The sequence below is a fragment of the Bosea sp. Tri-49 genome, assembly GCF_003952665.1.
GTDB lineage: Bacteria > Pseudomonadota > Alphaproteobacteria > Rhizobiales > Beijerinckiaceae > Allobosea.
Genome location: NZ_CP017946.1, coordinates 3,347,027 through 3,363,892, shown reverse-complemented (window position 1 = coordinate 3,363,892; position 16,866 = coordinate 3,347,027). Strand labels below are relative to the sequence as shown.

The 16,866-nt window shown below is 66.1% G+C and carries 15 protein-coding genes, 2 pseudogenes and 1 riboswitch; of the genes and pseudogenes, 4 read left to right on the top strand and 13 right to left on the bottom strand.

Translation table 11 applies throughout. The features are described from left to right. The first annotated feature begins 43 nt into the window (after nt 1-43). A complete protein-coding gene (locus tag BLM15_RS16390; protein ID WP_126113753.1) occupies nt 44-457 on the top strand; it encodes a (R)-mandelonitrile lyase in 414 nt (137 codons plus the stop codon). Nucleotides 458-490: 33 nt separating this feature from the next. Here BLM15_RS16390 and minE read toward each other — a convergent pair whose 3' ends face one another. The 3 genes from minE to minC are packed head-to-tail and all read right to left on the bottom strand — an operon-like array spanning nt 491 to nt 2,342. After that, a complete protein-coding gene (minE, locus tag BLM15_RS16385) occupies nt 491-754 on the bottom strand; it encodes a cell division topological specificity factor MinE (protein WP_057188104.1) in 264 nt (87 codons plus the stop codon). Beyond that, on the bottom strand, nt 751-1,566 hold the full coding sequence (minD, locus tag BLM15_RS16380; protein ID WP_126113752.1) for a septum site-determining protein MinD: 816 nt from the start codon (nt 1,564-1,566) through the stop codon (nt 751-753). Before minD ends, minE begins: the two co-directional genes overlap by 4 nt. Before the next feature lie 35 nt (nt 1,567-1,601). Continuing rightward, nucleotides 1,602-2,342: a septum site-determining protein MinC gene (minC, locus tag BLM15_RS16375; protein ID WP_126113751.1), complete on the bottom strand. Its 741-nt coding sequence runs from the start codon at nt 2,340-2,342 to the stop codon at nt 1,602-1,604. Nucleotides 2,343-2,640: 298 nt separating this feature from the next. Next, nucleotides 2,641-2,741, top strand: a riboswitch (glycine riboswitch). 151 nt (nt 2,742-2,892) lie between these two features. Between minC and BLM15_RS16370 the strand changes: the two are divergent. Together BLM15_RS16370 and lhpI are read left to right on the top strand one after the other, a co-directional pair. Further along, nucleotides 2,893-4,136 (top strand): annotated as a pseudogene (locus tag BLM15_RS16370) (D-amino acid dehydrogenase). A gap of 218 nt (nt 4,137-4,354) precedes the next feature. Next, on the top strand, nt 4,355-6,070 hold the full coding sequence (lhpI, locus tag BLM15_RS16365; protein WP_126113750.1) for a cis-3-hydroxy-L-proline dehydratase: 1,716 nt from the start codon (nt 4,355-4,357) through the stop codon (nt 6,068-6,070). Nucleotides 6,071-6,092: 22 nt separating this feature from the next. On the opposite strand, the gene BLM15_RS16360 is transcribed toward lhpI, so the two are convergent. The 8 genes and pseudogenes from BLM15_RS16360 to BLM15_RS16330 all read right to left on the bottom strand — a co-directional run bounded on the left by BLM15_RS16360 (nt 6,093) and on the right by BLM15_RS16330 (nt 12,672). Continuing rightward, nucleotides 6,093-7,034, bottom strand: a complete 942-nt coding sequence (locus BLM15_RS16360) for a DMT family transporter (protein WP_126113749.1) — start codon at nt 7,032-7,034, stop codon at nt 6,093-6,095. After that, the gene (locus BLM15_RS16355; protein WP_236846327.1) at nt 7,024-7,836 is read right to left on the bottom strand and encodes an ABC transporter permease; all 813 of its coding nucleotides are present in this window, start codon (nt 7,834-7,836) and stop codon (nt 7,024-7,026) included. Before BLM15_RS16355 ends, BLM15_RS16360 begins: the two co-directional genes overlap by 11 nt. Before the next feature lie 42 nt (nt 7,837-7,878). Next, nucleotides 7,879-8,844 carry an ABC transporter substrate-binding protein gene (locus BLM15_RS16350; RefSeq protein WP_236846326.1) on the bottom strand — a complete coding sequence of 322 codons (966 nt, stop codon included), beginning with the start codon at nt 8,842-8,844 and terminating at the stop codon, nt 7,879-7,881. 97 nt (nt 8,845-8,941) lie between these two features. Beyond that, nucleotides 8,942-9,934: an ABC transporter substrate-binding protein gene (locus BLM15_RS16345; protein ID WP_126113748.1), complete on the bottom strand. Its 993-nt coding sequence runs from the start codon at nt 9,932-9,934 to the stop codon at nt 8,942-8,944. A 121-nt stretch (nt 9,935-10,055) separates the two neighbouring features. Beyond that, nucleotides 10,056-10,820 carry a LysR substrate-binding domain-containing protein gene (locus tag BLM15_RS16340; protein WP_126113747.1) on the bottom strand — a complete coding sequence of 255 codons (765 nt, stop codon included), beginning with the start codon at nt 10,818-10,820 and terminating at the stop codon, nt 10,056-10,058. 39 nt (nt 10,821-10,859) lie between these two features. Further along, nucleotides 10,860-10,934: pseudogene (locus BLM15_RS32325) on the bottom strand (LysR family transcriptional regulator); the annotation flags it as partial. Between the two features lie 127 nt (nt 10,935-11,061). Further along, nucleotides 11,062-11,817 carry an ABC transporter permease gene (locus BLM15_RS16335; protein WP_126113746.1) on the bottom strand — a complete coding sequence of 252 codons (756 nt, stop codon included), beginning with the start codon at nt 11,815-11,817 and terminating at the stop codon, nt 11,062-11,064. Between the two features lie 3 nt (nt 11,818-11,820). After that, a complete protein-coding gene (locus tag BLM15_RS16330; protein WP_126113745.1) occupies nt 11,821-12,672 on the bottom strand; it encodes an ABC transporter ATP-binding protein in 852 nt (283 codons plus the stop codon). 313 nt (nt 12,673-12,985) lie between these two features. On the opposite strand from BLM15_RS16330, the gene BLM15_RS16325 reads away from it, so the two are divergent. Next, the gene (locus BLM15_RS16325) at nt 12,986-13,492 is read left to right on the top strand and encodes a MarR family winged helix-turn-helix transcriptional regulator (RefSeq protein ID WP_206438527.1); all 507 of its coding nucleotides are present in this window, start codon (nt 12,986-12,988) and stop codon (nt 13,490-13,492) included. Between the two features lie 13 nt (nt 13,493-13,505). Here the strand turns inward: BLM15_RS16325 and BLM15_RS16320 are convergent, their stop codons facing one another. Both BLM15_RS16320 and BLM15_RS16315 read right to left on the bottom strand, forming a co-directional pair. Continuing rightward, nucleotides 13,506-15,293 carry a thiamine pyrophosphate-binding protein gene (locus BLM15_RS16320; protein ID WP_126113744.1) on the bottom strand — a complete coding sequence of 596 codons (1,788 nt, stop codon included), beginning with the start codon at nt 15,291-15,293 and terminating at the stop codon, nt 13,506-13,508. A 77-nt stretch (nt 15,294-15,370) separates the two neighbouring features. Continuing rightward, complete coding sequence (locus BLM15_RS16315) at nt 15,371-16,834, bottom strand: aldehyde dehydrogenase family protein (RefSeq protein ID WP_126113743.1); 1,464 nt, start codon at nt 16,832-16,834, stop codon at nt 15,371-15,373. Nucleotides 16,835-16,866 lie beyond the last annotated feature (32 nt).

Sequence of the window (16,866 nt, the reverse complement as noted above, 5' to 3'; positions counted from 1 at the left end):
GTCGGCCTCACTGTCGGTTCGCACGCAGACCTAAGGAGACACCATGAACATCATCCGTGCCGGAACCCGGCCATCGGCGAAAGGCCCGAGTGACTGGTTCAGCGGCACCGTCCGCATCGATCCGCTGTTCAATCCGCATGCGCCCGAGCGCGTACAGGGCGCCAGCGTCACCTTCGAGCCGGGAGCCCGCACAGCCTGGCACACCCATCCGCTCGGCCAGACGCTGATCGTGACTGCGGGCTTCGGCCGCGTGCAGCGCTGGGGTGGTCCGGTCGAGGAGATCAGGCCGGGCGACGTGGTCTGGTTCCCGCCGGGCGAGAAGCACTGGCACGGCGCCGGGCCGGAGACAGCGATGACCCATATCGCCGTGCAGGAATCCCTGGACGGCAAGGTCGTCGACTGGCTCGATAAGGTCTCGGACGCCGAATATGACGGTCGCGGGCCTGCGGTGATGTGAGGCCGCCGCGCCCTGGAATGGGAAAGGCGGCCCTCAGGCCGCCTTCTTGCCCGCATCGAACGGGATTTCGATGTCGACGGCGAGCGTCGAGACCTGGGGTCCGCGCTCCATCCGGACGGTGACCTTGTCGTCGTCGACCTGCACATGCTTGGCGATCACGCGCAGGATCTCGTCGCGCAATTTGGTCACGAGGTCGGAGCCGTCGGCCGACAGGCGCTCATGGGCGAGCAGGACCTGCAGGCGCTCGCGCGCGGCGGGAGCCGACTGGGGCCGGAAGAAGAGACGACGCAGGTTCATGCCGCTTTCCTTCCGAAGATCTTGCCGAAGAAGCCGCGCTTCTCGCCGGGGATGGTCATCGGCAGGTTCTCGCCCTTGAGGCGACGCACCGCGTCGAAATAGGCGAGTGCAGGGGCGCTGCGCTCATCCGCCAGGGTGACGGGCGAGCCGATATTGGAGGCGCGCAGCACGTCCATGCTCTCGGGGATGATGCCGAGCAGCGGGATCGACAGGATCTCGAGGACGTCGTCCACCTTCAGCATGTCGCCGCGCTCGGCGCGGGCGGGGTCGTAGCGGGTGAGGAGCAGGTGCTTCTCCATGCGCTCGCCGTTCTCGGCCTTCAGCGTCTTCGAATCGAGCAGGCCGATGATGCGATCGGAATCGCGTACCGAGGAGACTTCCGGATTGGTCACGACGATCGCGATGTCGGCATGGCGCATGGCGAGGGTGGCGCCGCGCTCGATGCCGGCCGGGCTGTCGCAGATCACCCAGTCGAAATGGCTCTTCAGCGCGCCGATGACCTTCTCGACGCCCTCGGAGGTAAGGTTGTCCTTGTCGCGAGTCTGCGAGGCCGGCAGCAGGTAGAGCGTCTCGACCCGTTTGTCGCGGATCAGCGCCTGCGTCAGCTTGGCCTCGCCCTGGATCACGTTGACGAGGTCGTAGACCACCCGCCGTTCGGCACCCATGATCAGGTCGAGATTGCGCAGGCCGACATCGAAGTCGACGACCACGACCTTGTCGCCGCTCTGCGCCAAAGCTGCGCCCAGGGCGGCGGAGGACGTCGTCTTGCCGACGCCGCCCTTGCCCGATGTGACCACGATGACCTTGCCCATTGACCTCTCCTAGTTCCGGTGGACGCGTTGTCGTTTCAGGCGAGTGATCCGGCCGTGAAGATTTCACCTTCGAGCCAGAACTGGACGGGCTTGCCGCGCAGGCCGGGCTCCAGGTCCTCTGCCGTCTTGTAGTAGCCGTCGATGCCGACCAGCTCGGCCTCGAGCTTGCGGCAGAAGATGCGGGCCTCTGCGTTGCCCAGCGTGCCGGCCATCGCCCGCCCCCGCAGGGTGCCGTAGATATGGATCGAACCACCGGCGATGACCTCGGCGCCGGAGGCGACAGACCCGACGATGGTCACGTCGCCCTCGGCGAAGATCGACTGCCCCGAGCGCACCGGCTGGGTGACGACGAGCGACGCCGGCGCGGACCTCGCGGGCAGCGGCGCGGGGGGAGCCTCTGCCACGGTCTCGGCGACAGGGGCTTCCTGGGTCGGCTCGGCCGCTGGCTCCTCGATGTCTCCGGTGGTCTTTCCGCCCGACATGGCCGGCGGCAGATCGTTCCCGAGCATGGAGGGGCGTGCGCCCTCGATCCCCATGATCCGGACATTGCGCGCGCCGAGCTTGCCGACGAGATCGCGCAGCTGCGCGCGGTCGATATCGAGGCCCTCGACGTCGAGCACCACCGGCCGCCGCAGGAAGAAACCGGCGGAGCGGCCGGCGAGATCGTCGAGCCGCACCAGCCAGTCCTCGAAAGGCAGCTCGGGTGTCAGCGTCAGCGCAAGGTAGGATCGCCCCTTGAGGCGGATCGGCCGGGGTTTGGTTAACACGGCGGTCATCTTGGTAAATTTTCGGTTGCTCAGATGTAGGAATCGAATGGTTAACGAGCGGTAAATCGCTGGGGCGATTATCGGGGAGAACTGCTTGGAGAAGTGCTGGAATACGATATAAAACCGTTATTTATCAAATATTTATCTTTTTTGTCGCGTTCACGTTCTGCCGTAAAACCGATGAAGAGACGCCTTGCGGGATTACGTTGCTGTGTCGGTGGCTGTCCCGCGGCCAGCGCTGAAGGTTGGCGAGCCTGGTCGTGCTCCGGCCCGATCGCCCTTGACAGAAATCGCAGGCGCACTAGCACTCGTGGCAGCGGGAGAGATCGGTCCGACGTCAAAATCGGATCGGCGCCGACGGAGCAACCACCCCGGAAACTCTCAGGCAAAACGTACCGCTGCCGATGATTCGACTCTGAAAAGCAGAACCGCAGTTCTGCGCCGATGGTGCAAGTCGACAGTCCAGCTGATTGGGCGCGACGAAGCTCTCAGGCCAATGACAGAGGGGGTGCTGACGACCCGCATTGCGCGGGCAGGAGCACCTATGAGCACATCCGACATCTCGCGCGTCGCCGTGATCGGCGCGGGCATTACCGGCATCACCACCGCCTACAACCTTGCTCGGCGCGGCTGCGAGGTCACGGTCTTCGACCGCCAGCCCTATGCCGCGATGGAAACCTCCTTCGCCAATGGCGGCCAGCTCTCGGCCTCGAATGCCGAGGTCTGGAACAGCTGGGCCACGGTTCTGAAGGGTATCAAGTGGATGTTCACGCCGGGAGCCCCGCTCCTCGTCAATCCCAAGCCGTCCTGGCACAAGCTGTCCTGGATGGCGCAGTTCGTCGCCTCGATCCCGAAATACGAGGAGAACACGCTCACCACTGCCCGGCTCGCGATCGAAGCCCGCGCTCACCTCATGCAGATGGCGCGGGAGGAAGGCATCGCATTCGATTGCGAAGAGCGCGGCATCCTGCACTTCTACCACAGCAAGGCGGAGTTCGAGGCCGCGGCCCGCGTCTCGGCGCTGCTCGCCAGGGGAGGGCTCGAGCGCCGTGCCGTCACCCTGGAGGAAATCCGGGCGATCGAGCCGTCCCTGAAGGGCGAGTTCTACGGCGGCTTCTACACCCCGTCTGACTTCACCGGCGACATCCACAAATTCACCAACGGGCTCGCCCGCGCCTGCGAGCGCCGGGGGGTGAGGATGCGCCTGTCGAGCGAAGTGCTCTCGATCGAGCACGGCGCCGGTGAGGCTGTTCAGGTGACCTGGAGGCCGACGGAAGAGGCGGGCGAGGTCGGCACGCAAAGCGACCGGTTCGACCGCATCGTGGTCTGCGGCGGTGTCGCATCCCGCCAACTCGCCGCCGATCTCGGCGATCGCGTCAACGTCTATCCGGTGAAGGGCTATTCGATCACGGTCGATCTTCCGGAAACGTCGGATCAGCGGGCGGCACCATGGACGAGCCTGCTGGATGACCGCGCGAAGATCGTAACCAGCCGGCTCGGCGCCACTCGTTTCCGCGTCGCCGGAACGGCCGAGTTCAACGGCTACAACAAGGACATCCGGGCCAGCCGGATCGAGCCGCTCGTGCAAGGTGCCGCACGCACTTTCCCGGAATGAGCACGCGCCAGGTCACGCCCTGGGCCGGCTTGCGGCCGATGATGCCCGACATGCTGCCGAGGGTCATGCGCGGGCGCAATCCGCGTGTGTTCTACAACACCGGCCACGGCCATCTCGGCTGGACCTTGTCAGCCGCGACGGCCGATGCCGTGGCGGCGCTGGTGACCGCGCGGCCGAACGCCGTCTGACCGAGAAGACGGGGCAGGCGACCGGCGCTCTTGCGTTCGGGCGCCTGCCCGATTGTCATGGCAGCTTCAGGTTGCGGTAGGCGGAGAAGAGCGAACCCAGGACGGCGAGTGCTGCTTCAACACGTGCCTACCATTCGATGATATCACTTGTGTCGGGAGGGACGGTTTCGCACCCTGCCTTGTTCCGATCCCGCATTTGTTTCCGCTAAACAGCCTCCATGAACTCTCCTGCACGACACGATAACGGGATCGCGGTCGCTCCCGGGGACGCGGCCGGGCCGATCGTCGTCCTGAACGAGGCCCTGAGCTTCTGGGGTGGTGTCGATCCCGCGACGGGAGTGGTCATCGACGTGCACCACCCCTCGCACGGCGTCTCGCTCGCCGGTGCGGTCGTGATGATGCCGAGCAGCCGAGGCTCCTGCTCCGGTTCGGGTGTGCTGCTGGAACTCGCGCTTTCGGGCAGGAGCCCCGCGGCCCTGATCTTCACCGGTCCGGAGGATACGCTGACGCTCGGCGCGATCGTCGCCTCGGAGATGTTCGGGCGCCGCATTCCCGTCATTCGCCTTCCGGACGAAGCCTTTGTCACCCTGTCCTCCGCGGCCGGCGCGACGATCGCACCGGACGGCATAACTGCGGACGGCGGGCGTGTGCGGATCCCCCTCTCTGCGACGGGCCATGGCGACCTGCAGCTGTCCCCTGCCGACAATCGCATGCTCGCCGGGGCCGACGGGATCGCTGCCCGGCAGGCGATGAGCATCATCTGCGCCATGGCGAGCCAGCAGGGAGCGACCGACCTCATCGACGTGACGCGGGCCCATGTCGATGGCTGCATCTATGCCGGCCCGGCCAATCTGATCTTCGCCGAGAAGATGGAGCAGCTCGGAGCGCGCGCCCGCGTCCCGACGACGATGAACGCCATCTCGGTCGATCATGCCAACTGGCGCCGCCAGGGCGTGGCACGCGATTTCGGCGAGCCGGCGACGCGCCTCGCCGATGCCTATGTGCGCATGGGCTGCCAGGCGAGCTTCACCTGCGCGCCTTACTCCCTGCCGGATCCGCCGGGTTTCGGAGAGGCGATCGGCTGGTCGGAATCAAATGCGGTGATCTTCGCCAACTCCGTGCTCGGAGCCCGGACGGCGAAGCATCCGGACTTCCTGGATTTCTGCATCGCCGTTACCGGCCGGGCACCGCGCGCCGGAGCTTTTCTCGACGAGGGCCGGCGGGCGCGCCGTGCGGTCCGGATCGACCTGCCTGACGGCGCGGACTCCTCGGCCTGGCCCCTGATCGGCTATCTCGCTGGCCTTGCCTCGCCCGATCGAATCCCGCTGATCAAGGGCCTCACAGAGACGCGGCCGTCACGAGACGATCTCAAGGCGCTCTGCGCCGCCTTCGGAACGACTTCCGCTGCGGCCATGCTGCATATCGAGGGCATCACGCCGGAAGCGGACAGCCTCGGAGGCGCTATCGAAGACGAAGTTTTGGTGACGCGCGAAGACCTTGCCGCCGGCTGGCGCAAGCTGAGCAGCGGCCCCTCGGAGGTCGATCTTGTCGCCATCGGCAGCCCTCACGCCTCGCTCGACGAATGCCGGGCTGCCGCGGAACGGCTCGATGGCCGCCCTCTCGCCAAGACCGTCTCGGTCATCATCACGGCGGGAAGAGAGGTTGTGGCCGCAGCAGAGGCCGACGGAACGATGACGAAATTGCGGGAGAGCGGCGTCGACGTCATTCCCGACCTCTGCTGGTGCTCGATCACGCGCCCGGTTTTCCCGGAGCAGGCCAGGGTCGTCCTGACTACCTCTGGAAAATACGCTCACTACGGGCCGGGGCTCTCCGGCTGCACGGTGAGGCTCGGGACCCTCGACGACTGCATCGAGGCTGCTCTCACCGGTATCGCGCCCGCCCGTTTGCCGGCCTGGCTTGCCGGGCCAGGCTGAATTTGGCTGGCGCTATCTACGGTCATGCTTTGCGCGGTGCCGATGTGACCAGCCAGATGCCGAGAACGATGACGGCGAAGCCTGCCAGGTGGAACCAGGCGATCTGCTCGCCGAGCACGATGAAGCCCAGCGCAGCGCTGGTCGGCGGCAGGAGGTGCATGAACATGCCGGTCCTGCCGGGGCCGAGCACAGCGACCGAACGGTTCCAGAAGACATAGGCCAGGATCGACGGGAAGAGCGCGAAATAGACCAGCGCGCCGGCGGTCGCCATGGTGAGCCGGAAGCCGCCTTGCATTGCATATTCCCAGGCGACGGCCGGCAGATGGAACAGGGCGCCGAAGAACACGGTCACGCCGAGGAACGCCATCGCAGGCAGCCCTGCCGACCGCCAGCGGATCAGCACGGTGTACAACGCCCAGCAGCTCATGCCGGCGAAGACCAGAATATCCCCCCGGTTGAGCGAGACATTCAGAAGCATCCTTGGATCCCCGCGGCAGATCACCAGAACCGCCCCGCAGAGCGAGAGTGCGATCCCGGCAAGTTGCTGCCGCGTCAGGCTCTGCTTCAGGATCAGATAGGCCAGCAGGAAGGTCACGACGGGGAGCAGGGAATTGACCAGTGCTGCGTTGGCGACTGGTGTGTAGTGCAGCGCCGCATAGACGAAGCAGTTGAATGCGGTCACGCCGATCGCGCCGAGCAGCGCGAGGAATGGGATGTTGCCGCGAATGCGCGGCCAAGCGTCGACGACTGGCCGCCAGCAGAACGGGAGCAAGATGAGAAGGGCGAGACTCCAGCGCCAGAACGACATCTGTACAGGCGGTATCGTCTCGCGCATCAGCCGTGCGATCAGGAAATTGCCCGACCAGAACAGCGGCGGGAGCGTCGCCAGCCAATAGGCGCTGCGCGGGATGCCTGCCTGCTCCTTCGAAGCCGGGATCGTCCCGCCGACAGGGTCAGTGCGCATCCGAGGGGCGCCTGGTGCCGGGCAGCTCCGTGTAGCGTCCGAGGATCACATTCACGCCGACGGCCAGCAGGAAGACGACGATCAGCAGCGCGTACATGCGCGGCATGTCGAAGGTCGCATAGGTCTGGATCACCGCGTAGCCGAGCCCCTGATTGGCGAGCTTGGTCTCGGCCAGCAGCGTGCCGATGATGGCGACGCCGAGCCCGATGCGCAGACCGTTGATGACCGGAGCGCGCATCGCCGGAAGGTAGATCTTGGAAATCATCTGCCCAACATTGAGCCTGAAGCTGAGGCCGACCCGGATGAGCACGGTGTCGATCTCGCGCATCGCCGCGGCGACACTGATCGCGACCGGAAAGAACGAGGACAGCGCCCCCATCGCGACCTTGGAACCCGGCCCGACGCCGAACCACATGATCAGCAGCGGAAAGAAGATGATCTTCGGGGTCGGCCCGAGATAGTGCAGCAGCGGTTCATAGGCACGCTGCAGGAAGCGGTTCGTCCCGAGCAGAATGCCGACCGCGACCCCACCGCCGCCGCCGATGAGGATCGCGAGCGCGACCTCGCCGGCGGTGACGCCGAGATTGGCATAGAAGGTCGGCTCGACCAGGAGATGGGCGAGCGCGCGTAGGATGAGTAGCAGCGACGGCACGACGTCGCGGTAGAGCAATCCCGAGCGCGCTGCGATCTCCCAGATCGCCAGAAGTACCACGACGATGCCGATCCGCGTGATCAGCACGGCGCGTGCCTGGTCCATCTTCGCCGGGCGAGTTTCCGTCCGGCCAAGCGTTGTTGTCGTCATCGCGCCGTCACTCCGGGTAGACGAGGCCGTCGATGCGCCGGCTCATTTGCGCGGCGGAATCTGGATCAGCTCGGCGAGCTGTTCCTTGGTCAGCGGCTGGGCCGTATATTTGAGCGCCACCGCGTCGGGAACGATAGTGTCCAGCCCAACGATCTTGTCGGGGTCGAGTGCTTCCTTCGGGAAGAAATCATCCCGCGTGCGCCTGGCGATGGCCTCCGGAATCCCGACGAAATCGGCATAGGCCTTGATTGCCGCGTCGCTGGAATACATTGCGTCGATGGTCTCGCGGTAGGCGGCCATGTAGCGATCGATCACGGCCTTCTTGTTCTGGAGCGCGCTGGTGTTGGTGATCAGCAGGCGGACCGTCTGGCTCTTGAAGGCCTGGGTGTCGTTACCGGTTGCGACGACGCGGATCTCGCCCTTATCGAGTTGCGGCAGGCCGAAGGGCGGCGCAGCCCAGCCGACATCGATCTGGCCGGACATCACCTGGGTCAGCGTCGGCGCCGGGCCCCCGGTCGCGGTCGGCCGGATCTTGAGGCTGTTCTCCTTGATGAAGGCGTTGACGACGCCATGGGTCGACGAGCCATTGGTCGAGAACGAAACCGTATGGTTCTGCAGGTCCTTGAGCGCCTTCACCGGAGAGTCGCTTTTGACATACCAGTAAAGATCCTTCGCCCCGGTGGTCTCCGCGCCCATGATGCGGATCGGCGCGCCCTTCGAATAGGCCGAGAGCGCGCCCATGATGCCGCCGGCGACGCCGATGTCGACGCTGTTGGAGAGCACCGCCTGCTGGGTCTCGCCGCCGCCCTGGGTGTAGAGCATCTCGAGCTCGAGATTGTGCTTCTTGAAGATGCCGAGCCTCGTGCCGACTTCCGACACCGAGGTATCCCAGTTGCCGCGCTGGCCGATCGCCAGCTTGAGCTTGTCCTGGGCGGCAGCGTCCTGCGCGATCGAGAGCGCGAAGCCGAGTGCCGCAAGCGTCGACATGACCGTCTTGAATGTCGTCATCCTGTCCTCCCCTGGCGCCAGCTCGGTGCGGCTGGCCTTCGTCGTCTTGCCTTCGCTTCTGTGGCGAAGTGGAAACTCTGGAGATTGTTCGGCTCCCTCAGATCTTGAAGGCCTCCAGCGTGCTGGAATGAAAGAGCTCCTCGACCGAAAGCCGCCGCGAGGACAGTCCCTGGCTATGATGGGCCTGAAGGAACGCTTCCAACGCGTGGCGGTTGGGGCCGACACCATAGGACCAGAAATCCTGGCCCATCAGGCTGCGTGCCGCCTGCAACTGCTCCTCGACGAAAGGCAGCGTGATCTTGGTGGCGGAGGTGTCCGTGAGCTTGGCGAGAGCCGCGGCCTTGGACTGCTCGAAGGCTTTCAGCAAGGCGGCCGGCAGCCAGGGCTGGGTCTCGACGATACTGCGCCGTACGCACAGCACATGCATGATCGGAAAGATGCGGGTGCGCCGATAGTAGTCTGACGCGGCAGCGGTCGGGTCCGGGAACAGGCGCGCGATCTTGGGGTGCCCTGCCTCGAAGGCCGGTGGTGACCGCGGCCCGATATAGGCATCGATCTCGCCGTCCATCAGCATCTCGTTGAGCGAGCGGTCGGCCGGCGCTTGCACGACCGTGATCTCCGGCGGCAGCTCGATGCTGATCTTCTCGGCGCGGCCCGGCTGCTCCAGGCCGCCACGAACCCAGGTCGCCTCGCTAGGCTTCACGCCATAGTCGTTTTCGAGGATCGCGCGGATCCAGACGCAAGCCGTGAGCTGATATTCCGGGCAGCCGATGCGCTTGCCCCTGAGATCCTCGGGACGAGCGATGCCGCGGTCGGTCCTGATGAAGATGCCGGTGTGGCGGAAGGCGCGCGACAGGAAGGCGGGAACGCCGACATAAGGGCTGTCGCCACGCGCCGTCTTGAGAGTGAAGCTCGACAGCGAGGCCTCGCAGACGTCGAACTCGGCATGACGGAAGGCACGGAAGAAGATTTCCTCCGGCACCAGCTTCATGAAGACGGGGTCGACGCCGTCGATCTGGACCGCGCCGTCGAGCAGGGGGCGATTGCGATCATAGTCGCCGATGGCGATGGACAGGCGCAGATCGGACACGCATTCCTCCCGGCCGGCACGTCGGGCGCGCCATCATTTTGCGGCAGAGTGCGCCGCGCCGGCGGAGGGCACAAAGACTTCCGCGAAATGAGAACAAGACGCAGGCCGTATGGCAGGCAGTTCAGGAGCCGACGCGACGGGCGAGCGAGCCCAGCGATTCCAGCAGGTGTTCGGTGACCGAGGCGAAGAAACGATCGACCGCCTCCTGCTGGCGGAAAGCCGGTGCGTTGCCGGGCCTGATCAGGTAGAGCGTCCGCTTCGGCGGCTGGTCCGAGATGCGCTGCATGGCGAGCTTGCCGGCGCGCAGCTCCTCGATCGCCGTGCCATAGGGTATGACGCTCGCCGCCGCGCCGCGCACCACGAGAGCGCGCATCGCCGGAATGGATTGCGCTTCGTAGACGATGCGCAGCGGCAGCGAGAATTTCTCGGCAGCGGCCTTGAGCAGTTGCTGGACCATGTCGCGCTCGCCGGCCTGCACGAGGTCGTGGCTCAGGGCCTCGGCCAGGGTCACCGTCTCCGGCAGCGGCCCGTCGGCGATCGGCCGGATGAGCACCAGCTCCTCTTCGAACAGGGCCGTCCGTTCGATGCCCGGGCGCGGCTGGTCGATGCCATAGGCGAAGGCCGCGTTCAGCTCGCCGCGCTCCATCGCGGCGATGAGGCCGTGGCTCAGCTCCTCGACCAGGCTGAGCGAGACCGAGGGCATCTTGTTCTTGGCGTCGATCAGCAAGTCGGGGCCGAGCTGGAGCATGATGCTCGGCGTCAGCCCCATCGTCAGCATTTCCTGATCGTTCCCGGACAATGCCCGAACATCGCGCCTGGCGTCCTCGACCTCCTTCAGGATGCGTCTTGCGCGCTCCAGCAGCAGCTCTCCAGCCTGCGTCAGCACGACGCCGCGCGAATGGCGCAGCAGAAGTTCGGTCTGGAGGTTCTGCTCGAGCTGCCGGATCTGCAGGCCCAGCGCAGGTTGCGCGACGTTGAGCTGCTCCGCTGCCTTGGTGATGTTCCCGACTTCGGCGATCCCGACGAAATATCGAAGCTGGCGGAGATTGATCGCGGCCTCCCGGGCATGTCTTGTTGGAGGCCATCATGCGGCGCTTCAGCAGTCGCGACAAGGCGCGGCCTGGCCGCTAGCGACCCGGCCGGAACCAGCGTTCCATGCGCTCGAGTGCCGCGAAAATGACGACGCTGACAAGAATGACGAAGACGATCGTCGCGAAGACGCCGGCGAGGTCGTAGCGTTCCGCGAGATCGTTGATCAGCTGGCCGAGCCCACCGAAATTGATCAGGAACTCGACGCCGATCAGGTTGATCAGCGCGAAGACGAGCCCGAGGCGAACGCCGACGAAGATCGTCGGTATGGCGGCGGGGAATTCTATCTTCCAGAACTGCTGCGAAGGCGTGAGATTATAGCTCAGCCCGACATTGATCAGGCTCTTCCTGACGCCCTTCAGCCCTTCCAGCGTCTTGAGGATGACCGGAGCGAGGCCAGCCACGAAGCCCATGGCGATGATCGTGGCCGCGCTGCGCCCGAAGATGACGAGGAAAAGCGGATAGGCCAGCACCACGGGCGCAGCGGCCACTGCGGCGACCCAGGGCTCGGTTGCGAGCGCGAGGATCCGAACCTTGTAGAGCAGCACGCCGAGCGAGACGCCGACGATGGCGACGAGGACGCTCGCGGCCAGCGCCTCGCTCCCCGTCATCATCAACCGCTCCAGCAACTGTTCCTCGGCGAACAACCGGCCGAAGCTGCCGAGCACGGCCGAAGGCAACGGGATCACGAACCGGTTCAGGAGGCCAAGCAGCAGGAGAACCTCGACCACTCCCAGAGCGAGGCCGACCGTGGCGAAGCCGATCGCGAGAGGCGGAATTCCGGCGAGCCGCATGGTTCAGCCCTTCCGGCGGCGGGCGCCCGCCTCGGATTCGGCCATGCCGCGCGAGGCCTCCTCGCGCAGATCGTTCCAGATCTCGGCGACATGGCGGCCGAAAGCCTCGCTGCCGACGACGTCGCCGGTGCGCGGCCGCGGCAGGCGGATGTCGACGATGCGCTTCACCTTGCCGGGGCGGAACGTCATGATGATGACCCGGTCGGAGAGCTGCACGGCCTCGGTGATATTGTGGGTGATCAGCAGGGTGGTCTGCTTCAGCGTCTCCTGAATTTTCAGGACCTTGTCGCCGAGCAGCAGGCGGGTCTGCTCATCCAGCGCGGCGAAGGGTTCGTCCATCAGCAGGATCTTGGGCTCGAACACCAATGTGCGGGCGATGGCGACGCGCTGGCGCATGCCGCCCGATAGTTCGGCCGGGTAACGCTGCTCGAAGCCGTTCAGGCCGACCATGTCGATGAAGTGCCGTGCCGCCTCATGTCGCTCGGCCTTGCGCACGCCCTTGACCTCGAGCGGGAAGGCGACGTTGTCGAGCACAGTCCGCCAGGGAAAGGTCGATTCCTCCTGGAAGACCATGCCGATCGAGGGATGTGGGCCCGAAATCACGTCGCCGCCGACGCTGACCTTGCCCTCATAGCCGCGGACCAGCCCGCCCAGAATGTTGAACACGGTCGACTTGCCGCATCCCGACGGCCCGATGATCGAGACGAACTCGCCGCGCTCGACCGAGAACGACATATCGTCGACGGCGATGATGGCGCCCTCGCGCGTCTCGAAGCGCATCGTCACGCCGTCGATGACCAGGTCGGCCTCTTTCACGGTCTCGGCTAGACGCAGTTTGGCGGCCGAAGCGGGCATTGAGCGCTCATCCCTTGGCTGGCCGTCGCTCATCGCTCCAACCCTCGCCGAGCTGCGACGGCAGCTGGATGGCGCGCAGTGCGGACGCGCCCGGAGCGGTCGAGGCCCGACTGAGTCGGCGGCATGTCATCCTTCCCTCGCGCGGCCGTCTTCGCTTCAGTTCGCGGCCTACGCAGTCGCCACGTTAGTGAGGCGGCGCGGGCAAGGTCCAAGATTATCTTGCTTGGCCAGTCAAACTTTTCAGGATGGGCGGGTGCGGGCGCTATCGAGAGCGCGGTTGCGGCCTATACTGGCCTCGGAGGCGTGAACGATCGTGGCGACGACAGGGGACGAAAACGTTGGGCGGGCCGGAGCGCTGGACGACCTGCCGTTCGAAAGCAGTGTCGGCTACCAGCTGCGGATGGCGAACCGCGCAACACAGCGCTACCTGCAGAGTAAGATCGAGCCGCACGGCGTCACTACGGGCATGTGGTATTTCCTGCGGGCCCTCTGGCAGGAGGACGGATTGACGCAGCGCGAGCTGTCCCGCCGCATCGGCACGATGGAGCCGACGACGCTCGCTGCACTCACCGCCATGGAGAAGGCCGGGCTGATCAGCCGCGAACGCGACCTGCATGACAGGCGAAAGTTGCACGTGCTGCTGACGCCGAAGGGCCACGCTCTCAGGGCCGAACTCTTGCCGATGGCGCAGGAAGTGGTCCAGCAGGCGACCGCCGGTTTCACGCCAGAGGATCAGGCCCGTTTTCTCGGCTATCTCGCCGCAGTCCAGCGCAATCTCGCCGATGTGCCGGACGTCGCTGACCCTGCCGGAGCCGCCTGAACAGCCCTGGCGCTCAGTCCTTCGGCGTTTGCCCGGCATGGCGCGTCATGCCGGCCGCCATCGCCGGATTATAGCCGGGCAGGACGCGGGCATCGATCAGTACCGACGCGCCGGCCTTGGCTGCCTTCACGGCGTCGGCCACCGCGTCGCGAAGGGCAGCGACTGTCCGGACCGGGCCGAAGCCTAGCAGCCCCTGCGCCCTGGCGATGGCGGCGATATCGATATCGGGCTCGTCGATGCGCTGGCCGATCCACTTGTTCTCGACCGGACGCTGGCGCTGCTTTGCGACGCGCTCCTGATGGATCTCGTCATTGTAGAAGGAGCGGTTGTTCGAGACGATCGCGACGAAGGGCAGCTTGTAATGCGCCGCCGTCCATAGAGCGGAGGCCGCCATCATGGTGTCGCCATCTCCCAGAACCGCCACCGGGAGCCGGCTCGAGCCCTTGAGCGCCAGCGCCGCGCCGATCAGCATGCCCGGCCCCGAGCCGATGCCGGCGCCACCGTCGATGCCAAGATAGTCGAGCGGATGCCGGAAATGCCAGGCCTCGGTGGCCCAGCCGAGCGGCAGGCGAACCAGGCTGATCACCTCATCCTGCAAGGCCTCGCCCATAGCCGCGGCGAGCGAAACAACGTCCAGCGGGCGCTCGCCATCGAAGGCCAGCGCCGGCAAGGTCGGGCGGACGGCCGGGGCCGTGCCGGGGCCGGCCCCCAATGCGTCGGCGATCAGGTGCATGGCCGCATCGGGATCGGCGGCGAGATGCAGATCGGCCGGCGCGAGGGCCTGATGGTCCATGCTCCAGCCATTGTGCAGATGGTGATCCAGCGAGACGCTGATCACGCGGGCCGATGAGGCGCTATCGGCCTGGCGCAAGGTACCGCCGAGATCGACCCAGTCGAAGGCGAGGATGACGTCGGCGCCGCGGATGGCATCGACCGCCTGGGCATCGAGGAAGAAGGACGGCTTGGCTGCGTGCAGAGGATGGTCCGTCGGGAAGACGGCCGCGGTCTTGATGTCGGTGAGCACGGAAGCGCCGAGATGCTCGGCCAGCGCAACACGGCGGGCCCAATCGCCCTCCGAGCGCGACATCCGGCCGAACAGGATGAGCGGTGCCTTCGCGTCCCGCAGCAGCTCCGCCACTCGGCTGATCTCGGCGGCTGCCGGAACGCTCGGCGAAGCGACGGCGAAGCGTTTCGGGTCAGGGAGAGGCGGCATCTCCTCGAGCCGCTTCTCCTGCATCGAGACATCGAGGCAGACATAGGTCGGGGCCTGCGGCGCACTGCGCGTGAGGTTTGTCGCGCGGATCAGCGCGTCGACCGTGGCCGCCACCGAGACGGGCTGGTCGTCCCATTTCACATAAGGCCGGATCAGGGCGCCCTGGTCCTTGGCGGTGTGCAGCCAGTCGATCCACGGCCTGCGCTCGGCTGCGTCGACGGGGCCGGTCGCGCCGAGGATCAGCATCGGAACGCGATCGCACCAGGCATTGTAGATCGCCATCACACCGTGCATCAGGCCGACATTGCTGTGCAGGATCACGCCCATCGGCTTGCCCGTCACCTTGGCGTAGCCATGGGCGACCGCGACGGCGTGCTCCTCATGCAGGCACAGCAGCATCTGTGGCTGCTGGTTGCCGAGATGATTGACGAGGCTGTCGTGCAGGCCGCGGAAGCTGGAGCCGGGGTTCAGCGCGAGATAGGGGATGTCGAGCGCGCGCAGCATCTGCGCGACGACGTCGCTCCCCCAGATGCCATTGTCGCTCGACGCAACGGGCACATCGATACCGGACAGCGTCAGGTCGTTCATGGCGTTTCCCCGGTCGGTTTAAGAGCGACGATGCGACCGACTGCCTGGAAGCAGCGGTCCCGGCCGTCCCTGAAGCGTCAGCTCGGTAGTTTCAGGCTGACATGGATGTTCTTTTCCTGAGTGAAGGCGATGAGCTCGCCGAGGCACTCCTCGCGGCCGATGCCGGACTGCTTCCAGCCTCCGAAGGGCGTGCCCAGGAAATGTTTCGCGACTTCGTTGATCCAGACGAAGCCGGCCTCCGCCGCCAGCGCGGTGCGGTGCGCCTTGACGAGATCATTGGTCCAGATCGAGCAAGTCAGCCCGTATTCGACGCTGTTGACCGTCTCCAGCATCTGCGCCTCGTCGCTCCAGGGCATGACCGAGAGGACCGGGCCGAAGATCTCCTCGCGCGCGATCCGCATCTGCGGCGTCACATCGGCGAAGATCGTCGGCTCGATGTAGAAACCCCCGGCGAGTCTGGGATCGTCCGGCACGCGACCTCCGCAGACCAGCCTGGCGCCCTCGGCCTTGGCCGAGGCGATGAAATCGAGGATGCGGGCGTGCTGCGTCCCACTGACGATCGCGCCCATGGTCGTCGCCTCGTCCGTGGGAATGCCGGGCACGAAGCCGGACAGCTTCGCCGGCAGCCGGGCGAGAACCGCTTCATAGATGTCGCGGTGGATGAACGCCCGACTGGTCGAGCCGCAGGACTGGCCGCACCAGGTGAAGTTCATGCCGCCGACGACCGCGGCGGCGACGCGCTCTGGATCGGCGTCGGCGAAGGCGATCAGCGCGTTCTTGCCGCCGAGCTCCAGCAGCACGGGCTTGATCGTGTCGCTCGCCGCCTTCATCACGGCGCGGCCGGCCTGGACGCTGCCGATCAGCGCGACCTTGTCGATGCCGGGATGAGAGGCAAGCGCCGCTCCCGCCTCGCGCCCGCCGGGCACGACGCTGAGAACGCCCTCCGGCAGCAGGCCGCCGATGAGTTCGGCCAATCTGAGCGATGACAGCGGCGCCTGCTCCGGCGGCTTGATGATGACGGCGTTGCCGGCCGCCAGCGGCGCCGCCATCTTGCCGGCGCAGAACATGAACGGGTGGTTGAAGGCGAGGATGCGGGCGACCACCCCGAGCGGCTGGCGCACCGTCAGGTTGATCGCATCAGGCCCTATCGGAATGGTATCGCCCTTCATCTCGGTGACGAGGCCGCCGAAGAAGTCGAGCTGTGCCGCCGCTATACCGGCGTCGCCGATCATCTCGCGCACCGGATTGCCGCAATTGGCGGCGTCGAGTGCGGCGAGTTCGCGAGCATTCTCGCGTACGACCACGGCGATCGCCTTCAGGATGCGCCCGCGCTCGAGCGGCGGCACCTGGCGCCAGATCCTGAAACCCGCTCGCGCCGCTGCGACCGCAGCATCGACATCGGCTGCGGACGCCTCGGCGACATCGCAGATGGGCTCGTTCGTGCCGGGGTTCAGCGTCGCGGCATAGCGTCCGGACAGCGGATGACGCCAGCTTCCGCCGATATAGAGGCTGCGGCCGGTCGGCGCGGGCTTGTCGAGCATGGCTGGTCTCACGGCAGGGTGTGCACGTCGGC